Raw genomic sequence first — 20,511 nt, forward strand, 5'->3', positions numbered from 1 at the left:
GACCTCAGCCCCTGCTGCCCGTCGGGCCCGACGGGGTGCCGCACGAGAAACAGAACCGGTCACCCGGGGACAACTGCGCACCGCACTGGCGGCAGAAGCTGCCGGACGGTCGCGAAGGCGCGGCCGGTGCGGAGGAGCCGGACGTGGTGGAGGCACCGGACATGCTGGAGGCACCGGACGTGGCGGTGGAGGTACTGGGCGCGGCCGAGGCGCCGGGCGCAGCTGAGACGCCGGGCGCGGCCGAGGCGCTGGACGGGATGGACGGGATGGACGGGGCGGAGGCGCTGGACGGGGCGGGCATGTTGTACAGGGCGGGGGTTCTGGGCGGGGCGGGGGTTTCGGACAGGGGAGTGGGGCCGGGCATCGTCGGCCTGGAAACGGTCGGGGCGGTGGGATCCGGGCCGGGAGAGGCTTCCGGCGTCGAGGGGGTGGCCCGGGCCTCGGCGCCCGGCCGCGACCCGGGGGTGGCCGCCCGCTTCATCGTGGGAGCCTCGCCGGGATCGTCGTCGGGGGTGTGCTGCGGGTCCAGGTCGGAGGCAGGCCTCGGCCCGCGGACCGCGGCCGGCACCTTCGGATCGGTGGTGCCCGTGGCGAAAAGCGTGGTGGGGCGGCCGCCATGGCCGTGCGGTGTCGCTGCGGGGACCGGTTCCGCCGAGTCCGCGCCGGCCGGCCCCGGCCCTCCACCGGACGAAGCCGGAGGTGAAGAAGCAGGAGCCGGGCCCGTGGAGTTCGCCTCGCCGGGCTGCGGCCCGACAGCAGGGGAGGCGTCGTCGTTCGGCCAGCTGCGCCGCCGGGTGACGGCCACCGCTACCACCGCGCCGATCAGCACCAGCACGATCAGCGCCGCGAAAATGCCGATGGCGAGCGGGCTCCAGCCGTCCTGCTCGGAGTCCGTGCCGGTCAGCGCGTCGGCCTCGTCGGAGAGGTCCTCCGCCGTGCCGGACCTGTCTTCGGCCTGGCCCAGCAGCTCACGCGCCACCCGCTGGCCCCCGGTCGCCTCCGCGGCGGCCTTCAGCTTGGGCACGGCCGCGGCGAACTGCGACGCCTCGAAGAGTTCCAGCCCGTCCTGGAACTGGGCGTCGACCGGACTGGAGTCCCGGGTCAGGCCGAACGTGCGCAGGTCGTTGGACATGTGCGAGGCCGACACCGCGGCCAGCTCGTCACTGCCCTCCGCCGTGCCCAGGAAAGCCACCAGGTCGCCGCGGTCGGAGACCACCGGCGCCCCCTCGGCCAGCACCCCGAACTCCTCGGACCACTTGGCCAGGTCGTCGTCCGAGATCGGCGCGCTCTCGTCGTCGGTCAGCGTGCCGGTGCCGACCAGCGGCTCCTCGTTCACGCCGCGCGAGCTCACCACCCAGTACTTGGCGCCGGGCTCCGGGTTGGCCAGCTGGAGCGTGAGCGGGGCGATGCCCCGCGGCTGCGTGGACAGCACGGCGACCCGGGAGTCCGACTGCGGCAGCCCTTCGAGCGTTCCGCTGTCGCTGTTCTGCACGCTCGGCATGACCCGCTGGTGCATCACCACGAAAACCGCGCAGTGGTGCGAGGTCTCCCAGTCGTAGCAGCTCTGGAGCCGGTCGTTGATCTCCGGGTCGGTGGGCGGGCTGTCGGCCAGCTCGCCCTTGTTCTTGCTGGTGATGGTGGTGCGGCCGAACGGGTCGTCGGGCAGCTCCTTGAGGAACTTGGCCTGCACGAACGCCTGGTTGACGCCCCAGGTGCCGAACCGCTCCTCCTGCTCCTCGTCGTCGTGCAGCGCGCCCTTGCCGGTGATCACCAGGCCGCGGGAGTTCACGAAGGCGCCCGAGGCGACCGCCTGCGGGTCGCTGACGTCGGTGTAGCTGTACTTCTCCACGTGGTAGTGGTGCAGCGCCACGTAGACGTCGGCCACCGTCTCGATCCGCACCAGGGCGCCCTGCGCCACCAGGTCGGGGGTGGTCCACCGCTGCCCGCTCTCCGGCAGGTCGACATGACTGTCGGCGTCGTGCTCGGTGCCGCCCGAGCCGTCCGAACCACCGGTGGACGGCGACGGGTCGCTCGTGGAGCCCCCGTGCTCGTGGTCCGGGATGTCGGTGACCGGCCGGGCCGGGTGCGGTGCGACGGCAGCGACGGCCGCGCCCGCCCGGGGCGCCTGGGAGAACCAGGCCGCCGGCAGCAGCGCCAGCGTCAGGGTGAGGACGGCAAGAAGACGGGTGCCCGTCCCACGACGTGTCGCGCGCGCCCCCTTGACCTGCGGTTCCATGACGGACGGCGACGGACGCGCACCCCTGCCCCTGCGCTCGGTCATCCCGGCCTCCTCGGTTCCTTTCCGGACAGTATCGGCCGTATGGACGATCACGACATACCCCCTGGAAGCTTTCCACGCCAGGGCCGGCGGACCCTGGGCCCGTGGGCCCATGACCCGCCGCCCGGCATCTGCTATTCGCCCGCGCTGTGGAACGCGTCGAAGGTGATGGTGCGGCGACCGATCCGGATCACCGAACCGCTGGCCAGTGCCACCGGCACCTCACCGCGCACCGGCTGCCGGCCCTGCGGGTCGACGCGCGGGTCGGTGACGTAGGTGCCGTTGGCCGAGTCCTCGTCGGTGAGGCAGACCGTCCAGTCGACCAGCGTGATCCGGGCGTGCACCCGGGAGACGCCGTCCACCTCGTCGTTGAGGAACATCGGCTTCGCGTCGCCCGCGACCACGGCCGGGTGGGACGCCGGGTCACGGCCGATGATCAGGTCACCGTCGACCGTCATCGAGGAGCCGTCGTCGAGCACCAGCACCCCCAGCGGCGGTCGCGGCCGCCGGGTGATCTGCCGCGACACCTGCTGCATCGAGATGCCGCAGATCGCGCAGTACGCCGCCTGCGGGTCGGTGAAGTGACCCCGGGCGCACAGCACGCCCTCGATCGGCGCCTGGTTGGGGCGGGGCACCGCGATACCTCCGCCGGGCGTGCGCAGCGGCTGCGGCGCCATCACGCCGGTCTCCGGATCGTCTTCGAAAGATGCTGCCGAGTGCTTCTTTTCGTCGCCAACAGGCTCGCCGCCGGGCTCGGCGTAGGGCCACAGGTGCGGCTGGATCGGGAACCCGTCCACCCGGGCCCGCTGCACCTCCTGGGCCTGCTGAACCTGCTGGACCTCCGGGGGCTCGTGCACCGGCTGCCCGAGGTGGGGCGTGGCCGGCAGCGACGACCCGTGGGCCTGGTGCCGGAGCAGCCCGTGGCTCATGGTCCGGGTCGGGTGGGCCGGCTCGGACCCGGCCTGGGTGGGCCTCTCGTCGCCGGGCACGGCCTCCCGCTCGCGCGGAGGCACGACCAGGCGGCGTTCGGCGGTCACGGTCAGGTCGGCCGGGTCGGTGACGTCGGCCGGGTCGGGAACCATCGCCGGCCGGGCTGTTTCACCGTGATCGGCCGGGGTGACGAGCACCCCGGAACCGTGGAGCGTACCCCGGGACAGGCCGAGCGGAATCCCCTCCGTTGCCGCGGATCCTGTCCCGGGGTGGATCGGGTGCGGGCTCCTCGTCGTCCACAGTTGGAGACCGTCGACGGGGCCCGCGAAGCGCCGCTCGACCCAGGCCAGTGAATCGGTGCCCCGCAACCGCACCGGCACGCAGCCGCTGGGCGAGACCTCGGCCTGGGCCTCGTCGTGCAGCAGCACCACCAGGCCGCGGTCGGTGTCGAGACCGAGCCCGAAGGCCGGCAGCCCGGATTCGCCGGAACGGGTGAGCAACCCGGCCACCGCCAGGACCGTGGTGCGCCCGCTGGGATCGGCGGCCGCCGTGCCGCACGCCCCGAGAAGGGCCTGGGCCTGCGGGATCTGGGCCGGCGAGAGGGCCGGGAGGACCAGGACGACGCCGGGCCCGCGATGGACCAGCCCGTCGCCGGGAACAAGTGTGGTGGTGCCGGTCTCGATCAGGTGGGTGCTCATCTCAGATCAGCCTTCCGCCGCGGAACCGCCAGTGGACGAAGGGAACCCGCATGGGGCCGTTGTTCCAGAGCCAGGTGGCCACCCAGACGGTGGCGAACAGCGTCACGAACTGGCCCGGGCGAACCCCCTCGGTGTTCGGAATCAGCCCGGCCCGCACCAGGAACCACAGGAGCAGCCCTTCGTTGAGGCCGTTGAGCAGGGCGAACGGGGTGGGCCAGTCCTTCTCCCAGCGGAACTGCTGGAGCAGGTGGTAGACGAGCTCCCAGCCCAGCCCGATCACGACGACCGCGGCCAGGACGGAGTAGGCGGCCGGGTAACCGGCGGACGCCAGGGGAGCGACGGCGAGCGTGACCAGCCCGCCGATCACGGTGATGACGGCGATCCGGGTCTGGAGCCGCCCGAACAGGGTGGGAAGCATGATGATCTCCTGAAAAAGTATTCAATGAAGCTGGTTTGGCCAACACCGAACCGAACGCGGCCCAGTCTGCACCGGACCACCGACAGTCTTGATCACCCGCAGGTCAGGGCCTGCGGCCACCGACCCAGCGCCACCACTGCCGGATCGAGCGCACCGGTCCCAGGCGCTTGCAGAAGCCCTGCCGGGCCAGGTCGTCGGCGATCTCCTGGGCGGCGATCTGGAGCCCCAGGAAGGTGTCGACGCCGGGGAAGTAGCCGCCCAGTGTGGCGGCGCCGCTGGCGTACAGCCGGCTACCGTCGGTGCGGGTGCCCCGCACCTCGAAAGTCCGCTCCACGTCGAGCCGGTTCACCGGGTTGCGGCCCGCCCCGCTGTGACCCAGCAGGTCGCCGATCACCCGGTGCTCGGCGATGTCCGCCTCCAGCCCGGTGCAGTCGATGACGAAGTCGCAGCCCACCTCGACCGGGTTGCCGCCGATCGCGAACCGGTCCGGGCCGCCGGAGCCGCCGGAGGGTTTGGGCGTCAGCGTCATCGACAGCCGGTTGCCGTGGGCCCGCACCAGCTGGGCCTCACCGCTGATCGCCTGGTACCAGCCCGCTTTGCGGCCGCGCCGCAGCTGCTCCTGCCAGTTCTTGCGGATCGGCGTCTGGGTGCCGCCGATCTGCTCGTACAGGTCGGCCCGCTTCTCGCCCTCCAGCCGCCGCATCCGGGCCTTGAGCTGGCCGCCCCAGGCCGACTTCGGGTAGTTGAAACCCTGGTGCGCCCAGCCGTGCCCGCCCGGGCGCCGCATGAAGATGCTGCGCCCGTGCGCCCCGGCCACGTAGGTGCGGAACAGGTGCACGATGCGGACGTCGGTGCCGAGCCGGTCGCGGTCGTCGATCAGCCGCTGGAGCACCCGGGAGGCGACGATGCCACTGCCCCGGATCACCACCGTGCACGGGCGGGCCGCCACCTCGCGGTACACGTGCTCGTGTCCCTCGTAGGCGTTCACCACCCGGTGGTGGTCGCCGGTGTCGGAACGGTAGCGCTGGAGGTCCGGCAGGAATTTCAGGCCCGCGTAACCGACCGCCAGGTGCACGAACCGGCTGCGGTAGGCCACCCGCTTCGTGGCCGTGGTGCCGGCCGGCGGGGTGAGGATCGTGAAGTATCCGCCGCCGTGGCGCCGGCGCACCATCCGCACCGTGCCCTTCACCAGCATGTCGCCGAAGCCGATGCGGTCGTGCTCGCGCTGCATGCCGCGGAACACCTGGCTCACCCGCGGGGTGTAGTAGTTGGACAGGACCGGCTCGCTCAGCACGTTCCAGACCGGCTTGAGGCTGCGCTCGGCCACCGCCTCACGCATCGCGTAACTCGGGAAGCCCCAGAGGTTGTCGGGCATCGACTGGGAGTCCGAGCGGATCCGCTCCGGGCCCGGGATCTGCGACACCCGGGTCAGGTGCTCGTAGGTCTGCCAGGGCCGGTCCAGGTTGGACAGCACCCGGATGCTCTCGGCCGGCACCCCCATCACGCGCAGGTAGTCGGCGAGCACGAACGAGCCGATGCCGCCGCCCACGGTGACGAACGGGACGTCCACCACCGGGATCCCGGCGCGGGCGAGCAGGTCGTCCGACCAGACGTCGGTGTCGACGAGCTGCGGGGTGAGGTCGCCGTGGCCGGTGCTGACGCGCCCGGCCGGGGCTTCGACGTGGGGGAGCCGGCTGGTCGTCTGCCCGGCCCGGGTGGTCAGCTGCACGGTGTGCCTCCTTCTCGGTGGTGCTGATGAGAAGGAGAGTGAGGGGAGGCGATGAAGGTTGACTGAAGGAATGAAATGCCCGAACGGCCCGGTCCGTCCAGGCCAATCTGGGGCAATGGTCGACGTGGGGGTCAGCGAGCTGCGCCGTCAGCGGGACCGGCTCGCTGCACAGGGGGCCGTGGCGGAGACGGCGGGAGACGGGCCCACCGGCGGGCTGATGCTGTTCTATGCGGTCGAATGCGGCCTGAAAGCGGCTGTGCTGCGGTCGGTGATGAACCGCTGGGACACGTCAGCACTGCCCGCCGACCTGCGCACCCATCACCTGCGTCGTCTCGCCAAGGCCCTTCGGCTCAAACCGCCCGCACCCGGGCCGGATCCGCTGCGTTGCCGTAGGCGGAAAGACAGCTCCTGGGTGGAGAGTCACGAGTTGCACGAGGCCTGGCGCTATGGCGCTGAACTGGAGAACGACGACCAGAAGGCAGCTACCGAAGCCCTGAAAGAGCTGCTGCTCGAGGCCCGGAGGCTACTCTGAACGCCATGGTCGGCAAGCTCTTCACCTGGGTCGACGTGGATGCGCGCCTGGCGGACGCGGCCGGCGAGCAGGCCTGGCCGCACTGGCTGTCCGAGGTGGACGCCTGGTGGGACGGTGTGGATCTGAGCGTTCTTCCCGGCACCCCGCAGAACGAGGTCCGTGACTGGCTGGACGGCCAGTTCGGCCTGGGATCGGTCGTCACGGGTGGGGACGGTCTCGAACTCGTCCTGGACCGACCGCGGGGGTATGCGTCCCAGATGCTGCCGGTGCGGTTGGTGGAGACGGCCGAGAGCGAGGCCGGAGCTCGGGCCGTGGCGTCGCAGCGCCGTCCCAGTCTGACCGAGAGACGAGTGACCTCCGCGCTGGCGGAACACCTCATCCGTCCCGCCGACGCCCAGTTCGACGGCGACACCCAGGTGATGGCCTTCCACTCGTTCAAGGGCGGCGTCGGGCGCACGCTCCACGCTGTGGCGCTGGCCGATCTGATGGCTTCGAAAGGTCAGCACGTTCTCCTGGTGGACGCAGACCTGGAGGCCCCGGGCATCACCTGGATGTACCAGGCCGAGGGGCATCCCTGCGACATCGCCTACGAAGACGTTCTGGCGCTCCTTCACTCCACGCAGCGGGGTGATCCGGCGGAGGCCGTCGGGATCGTTGCCGGATACCTTCCGAACCAGAGTGTTTCGCACTACCCGGGCAGCGGCCGGGTCACCGTTCTGCCGGCCACCCGGCGGACGCGTCTGGGGCCACCCCGCATCGGCCCGTCGGATCTGCTCACCGAGGACCGCTCCCCGTACTTCCTCACCGAGGCGCTCGCCGCGCTCGCGGTCGCGGCGGGCGCCGATATGGTGATCGTGGACCTGCGTGCCGGCGCCTCCGAGCTGGCGGCACCCGTACTACTCGACCCGAGGGTGGTGCGGATCTTCGTCACCACGGTGAGCAGCCAGTCCCTCCAGGGGACCGACGCCATGATCCGTCAGCTCGGAGCCATGGCCCCGGCCGCTGCCGGAACCGACCCCACCCCTGGTGCGATCATCACGCAGTACCGGCTGGACGTCCATCATGCCCAGGCCACGCGGGCGCAGAACACGCTGTCCACCGCGCTCTCCTCTGCCATCGCCCTGATCGGCCCCGACACGGGGGAAGACGAGGAACTGGGGATCGACGAGCAGGTCCTGACCCAACCACTGCTGAGCCCTTGCCGGGAAGAGCTGCTCGCCCTTCCGCAGGGCTGGGACGCGGTGACCGAGGTGATCCGGCGCTGCGGGTTGCCCGGCCTGCTGGAGGAGTTCGAACCGGCCACGGTGCTACCTCCGCCGCCGATCGAGCTGCCGTCCGTGCGGATCGATGCCGCGCCCCTGGCCCCAGTCATCACACTGGACGACCGGCGCCGGCGTCTGGAGGAGACCTCCAGACCTCTCGTCTTCGCCGAACGGCGCGGCATGGACTCCGGTCTCGGATTCCTGACCACCGAACCGGTGCGCCGTCTGATCGCCGACCACAGCACGGATCTCCCGGTCGCGGTCGTCGTCGGGGCCAAGGGAGCCGGTAAGACGTTCACCTTCGCCCGTATGTGCACCGCCGGTTCCTGGCAGGCGTTCGCGGAGACCAATGACCAGCGTGCCGAACGGTCCGCGGTGGTGGTCCCGGTCCTCGACCCGGCCAACATCGCCGAGCCCCAGGCGGGCCTGTCGTCGCCGCAAGAACTTCGTGACCGGATGACGAACGGAGTCGGCGTCACGGCCGACACGATCCGGGACCACCTCAACGGTGCCCTGCGCGGCGAGCGCTCCGACGACCCCGAGTTCTGGCGGTCGACCTGGCTGGAGTGCCTGGCGTGGGCCGCAGGTGCGTCGAAGGACGAGCCGGCGGAGGACTTCCTGCTGAGACGCTCGCTGGATCCGTCGGCGGCCTGCATCTTCGTCCTGGACGGTCTGGAGGACTGGCTCGAGGCCGTTGACGACGAGCCGAAGAGGGTGGCACTGCGGACTCTGCTCATCGAGGTGCCGGCGTGGCTTCGTAGGCTCCGAAGCCGCGGGGTCGGCCTGGTCGTCTTCGTGCGTCGAGACCTGGCCCGGGCCGCCATCCGGCAGAACCAGGGACAGTTCTTCGACCGCTATGCTCCCTACGAACTGCGCTGGGATACGGAAGACGCTCTCCGGCTGGCGTTGTGGCTCGCGCTCAAGGGCAGCGCCGTGCCCCATCTGCCCACTCCTGTCAGCGATCTTGGCTATGACCAGATCGTGCATTCCCTACTCCCGCTCTGGGGGGCGAAACTCGGGAGCGACCGCTCCCGTGAAGCGTCGACGGAACGCTGGGTTCCCGCCGCGCTCGCCGACTTCAACACCCAGATCCAGGCCCGTGACGTAGTCCGGTTCGTCTGCGAGGCGGCCAAGGCGTCCATCGGTGACGAACGGTGGCCCGACCGCGTGCTGACCCCGTCCGCGATGCGCCGGGCACTGGTCGAGTGCAGCCAGGCCAAGGTGGACGAGATCGATCAGGAGAATCCCCGGCTCGGGAAGTTGCTCCGGCACATGGGAACACGATCCGACACCGTCCGGATGCCCTTCGAGGCGGAGGATCTCGATCTCACGACCGATGACGTCGAGGCCCTGACCCAGTGGGGAGCGCTGGCCCGAGACCCCGACGGCCTCTTCCGGATGCCGGAGATCTACCGGCACGCGCTCGGGTTTCGCACCAAGGGCCGGGCCCGGGTCATCAGGTCCTAGCCGCAGTCCTCGTCAGCGCCGGGTGAAACGCTCCACGTACTCGGCGAAGTCCGGCCGCCCCACGGTGGCGGCCTGCGCCCACGACTCGAACTCCAGAACCTCTGGCAGCTCGGAGGTCTCGGCGATCTGCACGGCCCGCTTGGCGTCGCGCAGCAGGCCCGGGTCGCGGGCCGCGGCCTGGTGGGCGAGCTCGGTGGCGGCCCGCACCGGGTCGTCGGCGAGCCGGGTGACCAGGCCGTGCCGCAGCCCGTCCTCGGCCTCGATGGTCTCCGCCGCGATGATCGCGGCCAGCGCCCGGTCGGCCCCCATCCGCCGGGTCAGGAACCAGCTGGCCCCACCACCGGGGTGCAGGCCGATGTCGGCGAACGAGATGGCGAACCGGGCGTTCTTCCCGGCGATCACGATGTCACAGGCCAGCGCGATGTTCATGCCCGCCCCGACGGCCACGCCGTGCACCGCGGCGATGGTCGGGATGCTCAGGTCGGCCACCCCGAGAAAGCTGGCGTAGATGCGCTTGAGGTCGTCACGGATCAGCGAGGTGGGCCGGTTCAGGTCGCCGAACAGCCCGTGCAGGTCGGCGCCCGCGCAGAACGCCTTGCCCTCCGCCCGGATCACCAGGGCCCGGGCCTGCTCGTCGCCGGCCACCCGGGCCACCGCCTCGGCCAGCTCGTCGAGCATCGGGGCGCTCAGCGCGTTACGCCGTTTCGGGGCGTCCAGCACGATGTGCCGCACCGGGCCGTCCTTCTCCAGCCGGACCGACCTCATCGTCGCGTTCTCCCGTCGCCGTCGTCGAACCCGACAACCTTAGGACGACGAGGGCGGGCCCGCGGGGCGGGTTGACCAACCCGTGACCGTGCGGGGCGGGCCGGGCACGGTCACGGGTCGGCGGTCAGGCCAGCCGCGGGGCCACCTCGGAGGCGACGAGTTCCACGTGGTCCAGGTCGGACAGGTCGAGCACCTGGAGGAACAGCCGCTCGGCACCGGCCTCGGCGTACTTCCCGATCGCCTCGACGGCCTGCTCCGGCGTGCCGACGATGCCGCCGTTCCCGCGCATCTCCTCGACCTCCCGGCCGATCGCCGCGGCCCGGCGCTTCACCTCGGCGTCGTCCCGGCCCACGCAGAGCACGGCGGCGGAGGAGAACACCGGCAGGTCGGTGCGCCCGGCCTCGGCGCACACCTGGCGCACCCGGTCGAACAGCGGCGCCACCTCGGACTGCTTCTTGAACGGGGTGTTGAACTCGGTGGCGAACCGGGCGGCCAGCGCCGGCGTGCGCTTCGGGCCCCCACCACCGACGATGACCGGCAGACGGGACTGGGCCGGCTTGGGCAGCGCCGGCGAGTCCACGATCTGGTAGTGCTTCCCGGCGAAGTTGTAGGTCTCGCCGACCGGCGTGGTGAACAGGCCCTCGAAGATCTCCAGCTGCTCGGTGAGCCGGTCGAAGCGCTCGCCCACCGACGGGAACGGGATGCCGTAGGCGGAGTGCTCGGCCTCGAACCAGCCCGCCCCGAGCCCGAACTCGACCCGGCCGCCGCTCATCTGGTCGACCTGGGCCACGCTGACCGCGAGCGGGCCCGGGTGCCGGAAGGTGCCGGACGTGACCAGCGTGCCGAGGCGGATGGTGGACGTCTGGAGGGCCAGACCGGCCAGGGTCACCCAGGCGTCAGTGGGGCCGGGCAGGCCGTCACCGCCCATCGTGAGGTAGTGGTCGGAGCGGAAGAAGCCGTCGTAACCGGCACTTTCCGCGCACTGCGCGACCTTGAGGAGATCGTGGTAAGTCGCCCCCTGCTGGGGCTCCGTGAAGATGACCAGACGCATGGGCTCACCCTTTCAGACCCGCGCGACCGGCGCGGACGCGCCCCGCCCTTTTCTCTACCCCGCCTGCTGAGAAGGTCGAAACAGTCTGAAATTAGTTACATCTCACTATTGACGCATCGTCTTGTGAAGGGACGGTTAATCACCGACGATGCCGTCATGGTGCCTTCCTGGGAGCGCAAGCTGCTGTCCGAGGGGGAGGCTCCGGACCCGCGGTTCACCCTGGCCAACGAGCGCACGTTCCTGGCCTGGATCCGCACGTCGCTGGGCCTGATCGCCGGCGGCATCGGTGCGGACGCCTTCCTGACCGACGTCCCCGATCTGCAACGCGAGCTGCTCAGCTCGCTGCTGCTGATGATGGGCGGTGCGCTGGCCGTCGCCGCCTACCGGCGCTGGTACGCCGGTGAGCGGGCGATGCGCTCGGGCCGGCCGCTGCCCCTGCTCGGCGCGGTCGGGCTGATCGGCTACGGCGTCGGCATCGCCGCCCTGGTGCTGGCCGGCGTCGTCCTGCTGACCAACTGACCGATCGACCGGCTGACCGGCATGGCCCGCTCCGACGACCCCGGCCTCCAGGTGGAACGCACCACGCTGGCCTGGATCCGCACCGCCATGTCGTTCGCCGTGGTGTCGCTGCTGCTGATCCGGGCGAGCCGGCCCGAGACCGTGGTGGTGGCGGTCGTTCTCGCGCTGGCCGGCCTGGCCGCCAGTCTGGGCCTCGGGCTGGTGCAGCGGGCCCGGCACCGTGGCCGGGTGACCGACTTCAACCACTCCGACCCGGTGCACGGCCCCCGGGCCGTGGCCGTCGGCACCGGGCTGACCGTGCTGCTGGCGTTCGCCGCGCTCTGGTGCGTCTGGTCGTAGGGGAACTCACACCCGCCGGGCGATGAGCAGCGTGGTGTCGTCGGTGCGGGGTGAGGGCGCGGCGTCGATCAGGATGTCGGCCATCACCTTCAGCGGCTGCCCGGCGGCCCCGGCCACGACGTCCGCGAGCCGCCGGATGCCCTCCTCCGGCGAGACCGTGCGGTCCTCGCTGAGCCCGTCGGAGTAGAGCACCAGCGTCGCACCCGGCTCCAGCGTGCCGGACCAGCCGGTGGCCGGGACCTCCACGCCCAGCCCGATCGGTGGCCGCGCGCCGAACACCAGCGGGCCGTCGAGGATCGGGTGCGGATGGCCCGCCCGGGTGATCTCCAGCGAGCCGTCGGCCGGGTCGTACAGGGCCAGCACGACGGTGGCCAGGGTGGGCCGGAAGAGCAGCCCGGCCAGCGCGTCGAGCCGGGCCAGGGTCTCCGCGCCGGGCGCGCCCTCCAGCAGGTAGGCGCGCAGCGCGGTGCGCATCTGGGTCATCGTGGCGGTGACCGTGCTGCCGTGCCCGGTCACGTCGCCCACCACCAGGGCGAGCTTGCCGCCCGGCAGCTCGAAGCAGTCCCACCAGTCGCCGGCGAACCGGCCGTCGGGGGCGGGCGCGTAGCGCACCTCCAGATCGAGGCCGGGGATCCGGGGCAGGCTGGTCGGCAGCAGCGAGCCGTGCAGGTCCTCGGTGATGCTGGCGGCTTCGTGCTCGTAGCGGCGCAGCCGGTCCAGGGCGGCCGTGCCGAGCCGGGTCACGGACTGCACCTGCCAGGAGTCCCAGGGGGCGCTGCGGCCGCGCAGTTTCTGCTCGGCCGCCTCGAACGAGCGACGCGGCCCGATCCGGGCCGAGCCGTCGGCGCGGATCGTGATGGTCTTGTCGTGCGGGTCTCCGGCCCAGCGCACCGTGCGGTCCACGGCCGGGTTCAGCCACAGCACCCACTGCCCGGGGCCCAGCGGCAGCACCAGCGCACCGGCCACCTCCGGGGTGCCCAGCCCCGGGCGCAGCCCGTCGAGGTGATCGGTGAAACCGGGGACGCCGTCCGCCCGGGCCAGCGCGGCCACGATCTCGTCCGCCACCCCGGGCTCCGGCACCCGGCCCCATCGCACCCGGGTTCCGGGCGCCCGCACCACCACCCCGGCGGCGTCGGCCAGCCCGGCCAGCAGCGGCAGGTCGCCCGAGGCCAGGGCCTGGGCGGGGGAGAGCTGGGGCTGCTCCAGCACCGGCAGCACACGCTCGAGCAGCTGCTGCCCGGCGGCCAGGCGGGCCGCGTCGGCCGTGGTCTCGGCGGTGGTGACCAGTTCCATCGCGGCCTGGGTGAGGAAGTCGGCCGCGGCCCGCTCGTCGTGCGAGGGCTGGAGCGGCCCGGCGTAGTGGTGGCAGGCGATCAGCCCCCACAGCACGCCGCCGCGGATCATCGAGATGGACATCGACGCGCGCACGCCCATGCCCCGCAGGTATTCCAGGTGCACCGGTGACACGCTGCGCAGCGGGGCGAACGACAGGTCCAGATCACCCGCGCCGTCCTCCGGCACCCGGGGGACGAGCCGGGCCGCCGTGGCGTGCGAGTCCACGATGAACCGCAACCGGTTCAGGGTGTACAGCCGGCGGGCCTGCGCCGGGATGTCGGACTCCGGGTAGCGCAGCCCGAGGAACGGCTCCAGCTCGGCCCGGCGCCGCTCGGCGATCACCTCGCCGTTCCACTCCCGGTCGAACCGGTACACCATCACCCGGTCGAAGCCGGTGACCCGCTGCACGGCGGTGGTCAGCCGGTCCAGCATCTCCGGGGTGCCGCCGGAGAGCGACGCCGCCCGCAGCCGGGTGATCTGGGTACGGGTGGCCGACAGCGACACCGACCGGCCGAGCGAGGCGTCGCTGACCGCCTCCAGCTCGACCACCAGCCGGTCCGGGCCGGAGTGGTGCACCAGCACGTCGACGGCCCGCCCGGCCCAGGCCCCCGGATCGGGGCCCTGCCAGCGGATCGGCTCCAGCAGGTCGTCGTCCGCCACCCGCTCGGCCACCTCCTGCCACAGCTCCCCGCCGAGCACCCGGCCGGCCGGGGTGCCCGGCGCGGTGACCGCCCCGGGCAGCATCAGCGGCAGGTTCTCCGAGGCGGTCAGCAGGGTGTGCCGGTGCGCGTGCAGCACCACCATCACGCCGTGCGGCTGCACCGAGCCGGGGTACTGGATCGGCTCGCGGGCGCAGTCGCCGAGGTCGGGCAGGCTCATCGCACCGCTCCGGCCGGCGCGGGGGTGTGCAGCCAGGCCTCGAAGACGGCGAACAGCTCGACCGCCGCCCGCACCGCCTCGTCCAGCTCGCCCGGGCCGAGATCGTCGATCAGGCGCCGGGTTTCGTGCCACACCGTGATCCGCTGCCGGGAGTGCGCGAGGCTGGTGCAGGCCTGCGCCGGCACACCGTTGGCGATGGCGTGGGTGGCGATGACCGCCCCGCCCAGCGCGGAGCCGTCGAGCACGTACAGCTGGCCCAGCGCCCGGCCCCGCTCGCGGGCCCGGGGCGGCAGCGGGCTGCGGGGCAGGGAACGCACCTCGGCCTCGGTCAGGCCGAGCTGCCGCAGGTCGGCGGCGATGGCGGGGGAGCGCCGGCGCGCGGCGAGATCGGGGGCCTGCCCCGCGGGCAGGCCGGCCAGGTCGTGCTCCAGCGGCTCGTGCAGGCCGAGCATGCGTTGCAGCCACCACCGGTGCCTGGTCGCGTCCCAGGTGCGCAGGTCGACGAGCCGGTCGAGCCGTCCGTGGGCCTCCCGGGTGGCTGCCCGGAGCGTCTCGACGCCCTGGCCGGGCTTCCGGCCACCAGGTTCGTCGGTCACCAAACCCTCCTAGTTTCGGTGTGAATCGGTGTGCCTGCCACTCGACACGACGTGAGGCCACGCTCGCGCCGGGCGGGAAATCCCTGGTGGGCTAGCATAACGAGACAAGCTGCCAGGGCCGGTGCGCATCCAGTGAACGGTGCGCCCGTGACCCCCGGCAGAACCGACAGGGCAGGTGGGGGCGACCGCGGGGAGCCTGCCGAAGACTCAGGAGGCGAAGGTGTCCAGGGACCACCAGGCCTCGTCGCAGCACGACGGAACCGCCGGTGACGTGGTCGTTCTCTCACAGGGTGACCACACGCTGGTCATCCTCTACGGCGACGTGGACGTGCGGGTCAGCGAGGAGCTGGAGCACGCCGGGCGGTTCTCCATCGACGCGGCCCGCCGCACGGTGATGGACGTGCGTCATGTCACGATGATGGATTCCGTCGGGGTCTCGTTCGTGGTGCGGCTGGCGGCCGGTCTGCGCTCGGCCGGCACCGAGCTGGAACTCCAGGGGCCGTCACGGCGTGTGGCCGAGCTGATCACTCTGGTCGGCGCCGGCGAGCTGGCCCGATGGCTGCCGGAGCTGCCGCTGGAGGCCGACGTGTCCGCGGAGCAGGCATGACCGGCGCCGTGCTGACCCGGGGCCGGCCGCCGGTCGGGTTCTGGGCCCAGCGGCTGGACTGGGACATCGACACCGTCGACGGCTCGGTCCGGGCGCGCACCCAGGCCCGGGACGCGGTGGCGGCCGGTGAGGCGCACCACGCGGCGCACGCCTCCGGGCATCTGTTCGCGGCGGCCAGCGAGCGGGTCGCGATGACGATGGGTGAGCTCACCGTCAACGGCCTGCGGCACGGTGAGCCGCCGGTGGCGGCGTCGCTCTCGCGCGGCACCCGGGGCTGGTTGCTGGTGGTGTCCGACGCCGCCACCGACCGGGTCCCGTCCGCGCCGGGCTCCGACCTGAGCGTGGCCGGCGGGCTCGGACTGCGGCTGGTGCTCACCATGTCGGCCGAGGCCGGCTGGTGCGTGGAGCGCGGCCGCAAGCTGGTGTGGGCGCTGATCGGCGACGCGCCGCCGCGCCCCCTGGTCTCCCGCCTCGACGCCATCTCCTGACGCACCTCACAGCAGTTCCCGGCCCGCCACCGCGCGCACGGCGGCGGTCAGCCGGTCCAGCAGCGGTGAGGCGAGTTTCCAGCGCTGCCAGTGCAGTTCGACGTCGGCCGGGCGTCGCGGCGCCAGCTCGACCAGCCGCCCGGCGGCCAGGTCGGCCAGGCACTGCTGCTGCGGCAGCATGCCCCAGCCGAATCCGGCCCGCACGGCCCGGGCGAAGTCTTCCGACGTGGGCACGTAGTGCCGCGGTGAGCGGGGCGCGTGCCCCAGCGCGGTTTTCAGGAACGTCTGCTGGAGGCCGTCCTGGCGGTCGAAGTCGACCAGCGGCACCCCGTCCAGCCCCGCCGTGCCCGCCCGGCCGCCGAGGAACCGGCCGACGAACGACGGCGAGGCCACCGCGTGGTAGCGCATCGTGCCCAGTCGTACCGACGAACAGCCTTGCACCGGAACCGAATCCGCGGTGACCGCGGCCATCACGGTGCCCGAGCGCAGCAGGTCGGAGGTGCGGTCCTGGTCCTCGCGGTACAGGTCGAACACCACGGTCACCTCGTCCAGCACCTCGCCCAGCGCCCCGAGGAACCAGGTGGCCAGCGAGTCGGCGTTCACCGCCACCGGGATCGACGGAACCCGGCCCTCCCCAGCCGGTTCCAGGGCCCGGGCGGTCTCCTGCTCCAGCAGCCGGGCCTGCCGGGCGTGCCGCACCAGCACCTCGCCGTCCGCGGTCGGGCGTACCGGCGTGGTGCGCCGCACCAGCACCCGCCCCGCGGCCTGCTCCATCGCCTTGACCCGCTGCGACACCGCCGACGGGGTGACGCCGAGCCGGGCCGCGGCCGCGTCGAAGGTGCCCTCGTCGACCACGGTGAGCAGGGTCTCCAGATGATCCCGCTGGAACTGCATGAGCTGAGCTTACGCACCTTCAGAAAGATTAGCTGTACTTGATGTCGTCGGCGGTCCTAGCGTCGGGGACGTGAACGCGACCCTGGCCCTGGCGACAGGCCTGCTGACCGGAATGAGCCTGATCGTCGCCATCGGGGCGCAGAACGCGTACCTGTTGCGCCTGGGCATCGCCGGGCGCACGACGGTGGTGCTGCCGGCCGTGCTGGTGTGCGCCGCCTCCGACGCCCTGCTGATCCTGGCCGGGGTGCTGGGAGTCGGTGCGGTGGTGCGGAACACGCCGACGGCGCTGACCGTGATCCGGGTGCTCGGCGCGGCGTTCCTGCTCTGGTACGCGGTGGTGGCCGCCCGTCGCGTGGTGCGGCCCTCCGGCGAGGTGCTGGAGGCGTCCGGGCCCGCCGCGGGTCCCGGAGCGCGCCGCGTGGTGGTCACCACGGCGGCCCTGACCTGGCTGAACCCGCATGTCTACCTGGACACCGTGATCCTGCTCGGGTCGATCGCCAACGGTCAGGGCGCGCAGCGCTGGTGGTGGGTGGCCGGGGCGATGGCGGCCAGCGTGATCTGGTTCAGCGCACTGGGTTTCGGTGCGCGGCTGCTACGGCCGGTGTTCGCCCGGCCGGTCGCCTGGCGGGTGCTGGACGCCTTCGTCGCGCTGGTGATGCTCACCCTGGGCATCCGGATCGCCCTCGGTCTCTAGCACCTGCCGGGCGATCCGGAAAGCGGTGTTCGCGGCCGGCACGCCGCAGTAGACCGCGCTCTGGAGAAGGACTTCCCGGATCTCGGCGTCGCTCAGCCCGTTCCGGCGGGCCGCGCGCAGGTGCAGGGCCAGCTCCTCGTGGTGGCCGCCGGCGATCAGCGCGGTCAGGGTGATCATCGAGCGGCTGCGCCGGTCCAGGCCGGGCCGGGTCCAGATGCCGCCCCACGCGTAATCCGTGATGAATCGCTGGAACTCGGCGGTCAGCGGGGTGGTTCCGGCGATCGCGCGGTCGACGTGCGCGTCGCCCAGCACCTCGCGGCGCACGGCCGTCCCGGCGTCGGTGCGCTCACCCACGGTCTGCTCGGGGTCCATCGTTGCTCCCTGCTCGATTGAGGACGTCGTCCACGACCAGATCCACCGGACCCAGATACTCCCCGTCGGCCTCCACCCCGAAGATCCTTGCCATGCTGCGCTGTTCGGCCCGGATCCCGGGTCCGGTCGTCTCCAGCCCGGCCCGCATCCGCTCCGGATGCACCCGCAGCCCGGCCAGCAGCTCGGTGGCCTGCCCGGCCGCCGACCCGGCGGCCCGGGAGAGTGACTCCAGCGCGGGCCATTCCGCGTGCCAGGCGCCGTCCGGGCGCTCGTCCACGTTCTCCGCGGCGGCCAGGTGCAGCGTCGCCGCCCACTGCGGCGCGCTCAGCGCGGTGCGCCGGATCAGGATGCTCAGCACCGGGTTCCGCTTCTGCGCCATGGTCGACGACCCGCCCCGCCCGGCCCGGGCCGGCTCGGACAGCTCGCCGATCTCCGGCCGCCCCAGCTCGATCACGTCCCGGGCGATCCGGCCCCAGGCGTCGCAGCAGCCGGTCAGCGCGTCACCGACGGCGGTGACCGGTGCCCGCGCCGTGTGCCACGGCGCCGATCGGGTCAGGCCCAGGTGCGTGGGGACGCCCTCCAGCAGTTCGCGCACGCTGCCCACCGGGTCGGGGGTGCCGGCCAGGCGAGCGAGTTCCAGCACGGCGGAGAGGTTTCCGGCGGCGCCGCCGAGCTGTGCCCGGGGCGCGGGGAGCCGGTCCAGGGTGTCGCGGGCATCGAGCAGGGCGGTCAGCCACTGCGCGGCCTTGAGCCCGAACGTGGTCGGCACGGCGTGCTGGCCGAGGGTGCGCCCGGCCATCGGGGTGCGCCGGTGCCGGTCGGCCAGGACGGCCAGAGCCGCCGTCTGCGAGTCGATTTCGGTGCGCACCCGGTCGAGCACGTCGCGCAGGCACAGCATCATCGCGGTGTCCAGGACGTCCTGGCTGGTCAGGCCCCGGTGCAGCCAGGTGGCCGCGGGCCCGGGCCCGAGCCGCCCCCGCAGCAGCCCGACCAGCCCGATCACCGGGTTGCCCCCGCCCTCGGCCCCGGCGGCCAGCTCGGCCGCGATCGCCGCGGCGTCGTGCGGACCGGGTGGGGCGAGCGGGTGCTGCCCGGCCGGTGCGGCCTGCGGCGGTGCGATGCCGACGGCGACCAGCCCGTCCAGCCAGGCCCGCTCCACCTCGACCATCGCCCGCACCAGGGCCGCGGGCGTCATCAGGTCACCGGCACGCTCCATCCCGGGCCGAAAGAGGTCGTCCCAGGCGGGAATCGGGCCGCTCACCGCCCGGCCGGCCGGGCCGTGCCCGGCCGCTGCCCCGGGAAGTGCAGGAACACCGTCTCGCCCGGGCCCTGGAGCCGGATGTCGAACCGCAGCCCGCCCGGCTCGTCCACCGCGATCAGGGTCTCGCGCCGCCCGGGTTCCACCCCGGCCAGGAACGGGTCGTCCGCCAGGCCGGGCCCGGGCAGGTAGGCGCGGGTGAACAGCCGGTCCAGCAGTCCCCGCGCGAACACCGTGACGGCCAGGAACGGCCGTTCGCCGCCGGGCCGCAGCGTGCTGAAGGTGTAGTGCCCCGCGTTGTCGGTGGCCGCCCGGCCCCAGCCGGTGAACACGAACGGATCCCGATGCAGCGAGCCGGTTTCCCGCACCGGATCACCGCGCGGCGAGGGCTGCCAGATCTCGATCAGCGCGTCCGGCACCGGCTGCCCGGCGCCGTCGAGCACCCTGCCGTGGAACCGGACGGCGCCGGGGGAACCGGGCGGCACCAGGTACGGGCCGTCCGGGTAGGGCAGGGCGAAACCGTAGAACGGGCCCACGGTCTGGCCCGGTGTCGGCACCAGGGTCATGCCTCCTCCTGGCCGAACGGGCTGCGGTGCGATCCGGTGAGCACGACGTCCCAGCGGTAGCCGGTGCACCACTCCGGCAGCGTCACGTCGTGGTCGTAGGCCGCCACCAGCAGCGCCCGGTCCCGCGGGTCGGTGATCGACTGGTAGATCGGGTCCAGCGCGGACAGCGGGTCGCCCGGGAAGTACATCTGGGTGACCATGCGCTGGGTGAAATCCGTTCCGAACAGCGAGAAGTGGATGTGAGCCGGGCGCCAGGCGTTGCGGTGGTTGCGCCACGGGTACGGGCCGGGCCGGATGGTGACGAAGCGGTAGGAGCCGTCGTCGCCGGTCAGGCAGCGGCCCACCCCGGTGAAGTTCGGGTCGATCGGGGCCGGGTGCTGGTCGCGCTGGTGGATGTAGCGGCCGGAGGCGTTCGCCTGCCAGATCTCCACGAGCTGGTTGCGCACCGGCCGGCCCTCGCCGTCCATGATTCTTCCCGTGACCACGATGCGCTCGCCCAGCGGCTGGCCGGAGTGCTGGACGGTCAGGTCCGCCTCCAGCGGGTCCACGTCCTGCGGCCCGAAACACGGCGCCCACAGCTCGATCCGCTCCGGATCGGCGTGGTGCAGGTCCTTCGTCGGGTGCCGCAGCAGGCTGCTGCGGTACGGGGCGTAGTCCAGGCTCGGCTGCGGATGCTCGAGACCCGAACCACGGTGGGCACTCTCGATCGCGCCGATCTCGGCGCTGATCCCCGCCTGGGTGGCGATCTGCATGTGCCGAAGCTAGGCGTTTACTTCCGCTTCCGGACAGGTCAGACTTCCGCTGGACGGAACTCGACGACGAGTGACGACGAAA

General features: G+C 72.6%; 19 protein-coding genes and 1 pseudogene. 7 read left to right on the top strand and 13 right to left on the bottom strand.

Annotated features, from left to right (window positions below; all coding sequences use genetic code 11):
• Positions 1 to 4: 4 nt before the first annotated feature.
• The 4 genes from KIH74_RS23315 to KIH74_RS23330 all read right to left on the bottom strand — a co-directional run bounded on the left by KIH74_RS23315 (position 5) and on the right by KIH74_RS23330 (position 6,047).
• The gene (locus tag KIH74_RS23315) at positions 5 to 2,281 is read right to left on the bottom strand and encodes a zinc ribbon domain-containing protein (protein ID WP_214158256.1); all 2,277 of its coding nucleotides are present in this window, start codon (positions 2,279 to 2,281) and stop codon (positions 5 to 7) included.
• A gap of 131 nt (positions 2,282 to 2,412) precedes the next feature.
• Positions 2,413 to 3,906, bottom strand: a complete 1,494-nt coding sequence (locus KIH74_RS23320; RefSeq protein ID WP_214158257.1) for an FHA domain-containing protein — start codon at positions 3,904 to 3,906, stop codon at positions 2,413 to 2,415.
• A 1-nt stretch (position 3,907) separates the two neighbouring features.
• Positions 3,908 to 4,324, bottom strand: coding sequence for a hypothetical protein (locus tag KIH74_RS23325; RefSeq protein ID WP_214158258.1), 417 nt, complete (start codon positions 4,322 to 4,324; stop codon positions 3,908 to 3,910).
• Positions 4,325 to 4,427: 103 nt separating this feature from the next.
• Positions 4,428 to 6,047: an FAD/NAD(P)-binding protein gene (locus KIH74_RS23330; RefSeq protein ID WP_372492121.1), complete on the bottom strand. Its 1,620-nt coding sequence runs from the start codon at positions 6,045 to 6,047 to the stop codon at positions 4,428 to 4,430.
• A 121-nt stretch (positions 6,048 to 6,168) separates the two neighbouring features.
• On the opposite strand from KIH74_RS23330, the gene KIH74_RS23335 reads away from it, so the two are divergent.
• Together KIH74_RS23335 and KIH74_RS23340 are read left to right on the top strand one after the other, a co-directional pair.
• Positions 6,169 to 6,585 carry a hypothetical protein gene (locus tag KIH74_RS23335; RefSeq protein WP_214158260.1) on the top strand — a complete coding sequence of 139 codons (417 nt, stop codon included), beginning with the start codon at positions 6,169 to 6,171 and terminating at the stop codon, positions 6,583 to 6,585.
• Between the two features lie 5 nt (positions 6,586 to 6,590).
• Entirely contained in the window at positions 6,591 to 9,314 is a 2,724-nt protein-coding gene (locus KIH74_RS23340; RefSeq protein ID WP_214158261.1) for a KGGVGR-motif variant AAA ATPase, read from the top strand.
• A gap of 12 nt (positions 9,315 to 9,326) precedes the next feature.
• Here the strand turns inward: KIH74_RS23340 and KIH74_RS23345 are convergent, their stop codons facing one another.
• On the bottom strand, positions 9,327 to 10,079 hold the full coding sequence (locus KIH74_RS23345) for an enoyl-CoA hydratase (protein WP_214158262.1): 753 nt from the start codon (positions 10,077 to 10,079) through the stop codon (positions 9,327 to 9,329).
• A gap of 124 nt (positions 10,080 to 10,203) precedes the next feature.
• Positions 10,204 to 11,130: an LLM class F420-dependent oxidoreductase gene (locus KIH74_RS23350; protein ID WP_214158263.1), complete on the bottom strand. Its 927-nt coding sequence runs from the start codon at positions 11,128 to 11,130 to the stop codon at positions 10,204 to 10,206.
• Between the two features lie 156 nt (positions 11,131 to 11,286).
• Between KIH74_RS23350 and KIH74_RS23355 the strand changes: the two genes are divergently transcribed.
• Both KIH74_RS23355 and KIH74_RS23360 read left to right on the top strand, forming a co-directional pair.
• Positions 11,287 to 11,649, top strand: a complete 363-nt coding sequence (locus KIH74_RS23355; protein ID WP_214158264.1) for a YidH family protein — start codon at positions 11,287 to 11,289, stop codon at positions 11,647 to 11,649.
• Between the two features lie 21 nt (positions 11,650 to 11,670).
• On the top strand, positions 11,671 to 11,988 hold the full coding sequence (locus tag KIH74_RS23360; RefSeq protein WP_214158265.1) for a DUF202 domain-containing protein: 318 nt from the start codon (positions 11,671 to 11,673) through the stop codon (positions 11,986 to 11,988).
• A gap of 6 nt (positions 11,989 to 11,994) precedes the next feature.
• On the opposite strand, the gene KIH74_RS23365 is transcribed toward KIH74_RS23360, so the two are convergent.
• Both KIH74_RS23365 and KIH74_RS23370 read right to left on the bottom strand, forming a co-directional pair.
• On the bottom strand, positions 11,995 to 14,202 hold the full coding sequence (locus KIH74_RS23365; protein ID WP_214158266.1) for a SpoIIE family protein phosphatase: 2,208 nt from the start codon (positions 14,200 to 14,202) through the stop codon (positions 11,995 to 11,997).
• Positions 14,199 to 14,798 (bottom strand): biliverdin-producing heme oxygenase, encoded by a 600-nt coding sequence (locus KIH74_RS23370; protein ID WP_214158267.1) that lies wholly within the window; start codon positions 14,796 to 14,798, stop codon positions 14,199 to 14,201. Before KIH74_RS23370 ends, KIH74_RS23365 begins: the two co-directional genes overlap by 4 nt.
• 220 nt (positions 14,799 to 15,018) lie before the next feature.
• Here KIH74_RS23370 and KIH74_RS23375 point away from each other — a divergent pair, with 220 nt between their 5' ends.
• Complete coding sequence (locus tag KIH74_RS23375; protein ID WP_214158268.1) at positions 15,019 to 15,405, top strand: STAS domain-containing protein; 387 nt, start codon at positions 15,019 to 15,021, stop codon at positions 15,403 to 15,405.
• Positions 15,402 to 15,893, top strand: coding sequence for an ATP-binding protein (locus KIH74_RS23380; RefSeq protein ID WP_214158269.1), 492 nt, complete (start codon positions 15,402 to 15,404; stop codon positions 15,891 to 15,893). The genes KIH74_RS23375 and KIH74_RS23380 overlap by 4 nt, the downstream gene beginning before the upstream one ends.
• Before the next feature lie 6 nt (positions 15,894 to 15,899).
• Here the strand turns inward: KIH74_RS23380 and KIH74_RS23385 are convergent, their stop codons facing one another.
• Entirely contained in the window at positions 15,900 to 16,787 is an 888-nt protein-coding gene (locus KIH74_RS23385) for a LysR family transcriptional regulator ArgP (protein ID WP_214158270.1), read from the bottom strand.
• Positions 16,788 to 16,857: 70 nt separating this feature from the next.
• Between KIH74_RS23385 and KIH74_RS23390 the strand changes: the two genes are divergently transcribed.
• Positions 16,858 to 17,481, top strand: a complete 624-nt coding sequence (locus KIH74_RS23390) for a LysE/ArgO family amino acid transporter (RefSeq protein ID WP_308113969.1) — start codon at positions 16,858 to 16,860, stop codon at positions 17,479 to 17,481.
• Here the strand turns inward: KIH74_RS23390 and pcaC are convergent.
• From pcaC to pcaH, 4 genes and pseudogenes are all read right to left on the bottom strand, one after another.
• Positions 17,380 to 17,817: pseudogene (pcaC, locus tag KIH74_RS23395) on the bottom strand (4-carboxymuconolactone decarboxylase); the annotation flags it as partial. The gene KIH74_RS23390 and the pseudogene pcaC sit on opposite strands and share 102 nt — an antisense overlap.
• A gap of 10 nt (positions 17,818 to 17,827) precedes the next feature.
• Positions 17,828 to 19,048 (bottom strand): lyase family protein, encoded by a 1,221-nt coding sequence (locus tag KIH74_RS23400; RefSeq protein ID WP_214158272.1) that lies wholly within the window; start codon positions 19,046 to 19,048, stop codon positions 17,828 to 17,830.
• Positions 19,049 to 19,110: 62 nt separating this feature from the next.
• On the bottom strand, positions 19,111 to 19,677 hold the full coding sequence (pcaG, locus tag KIH74_RS23405; protein ID WP_214158273.1) for a protocatechuate 3,4-dioxygenase subunit alpha: 567 nt from the start codon (positions 19,675 to 19,677) through the stop codon (positions 19,111 to 19,113).
• Positions 19,674 to 20,429 carry a protocatechuate 3,4-dioxygenase subunit beta gene (gene pcaH, locus KIH74_RS23410; RefSeq protein ID WP_214158274.1) on the bottom strand — a complete coding sequence of 252 codons (756 nt, stop codon included), beginning with the start codon at positions 20,427 to 20,429 and terminating at the stop codon, positions 19,674 to 19,676. Before pcaH ends, pcaG begins: the two co-directional genes overlap by 4 nt.
• Between the last annotated feature and the right edge of the window lie 82 nt (positions 20,430 to 20,511).

It is taken from the genome of Kineosporia corallincola (assembly GCF_018499875.1).
Taxonomy (GTDB): domain Bacteria; phylum Actinomycetota; class Actinomycetes; order Actinomycetales; family Kineosporiaceae; genus Kineosporia; species Kineosporia corallincola.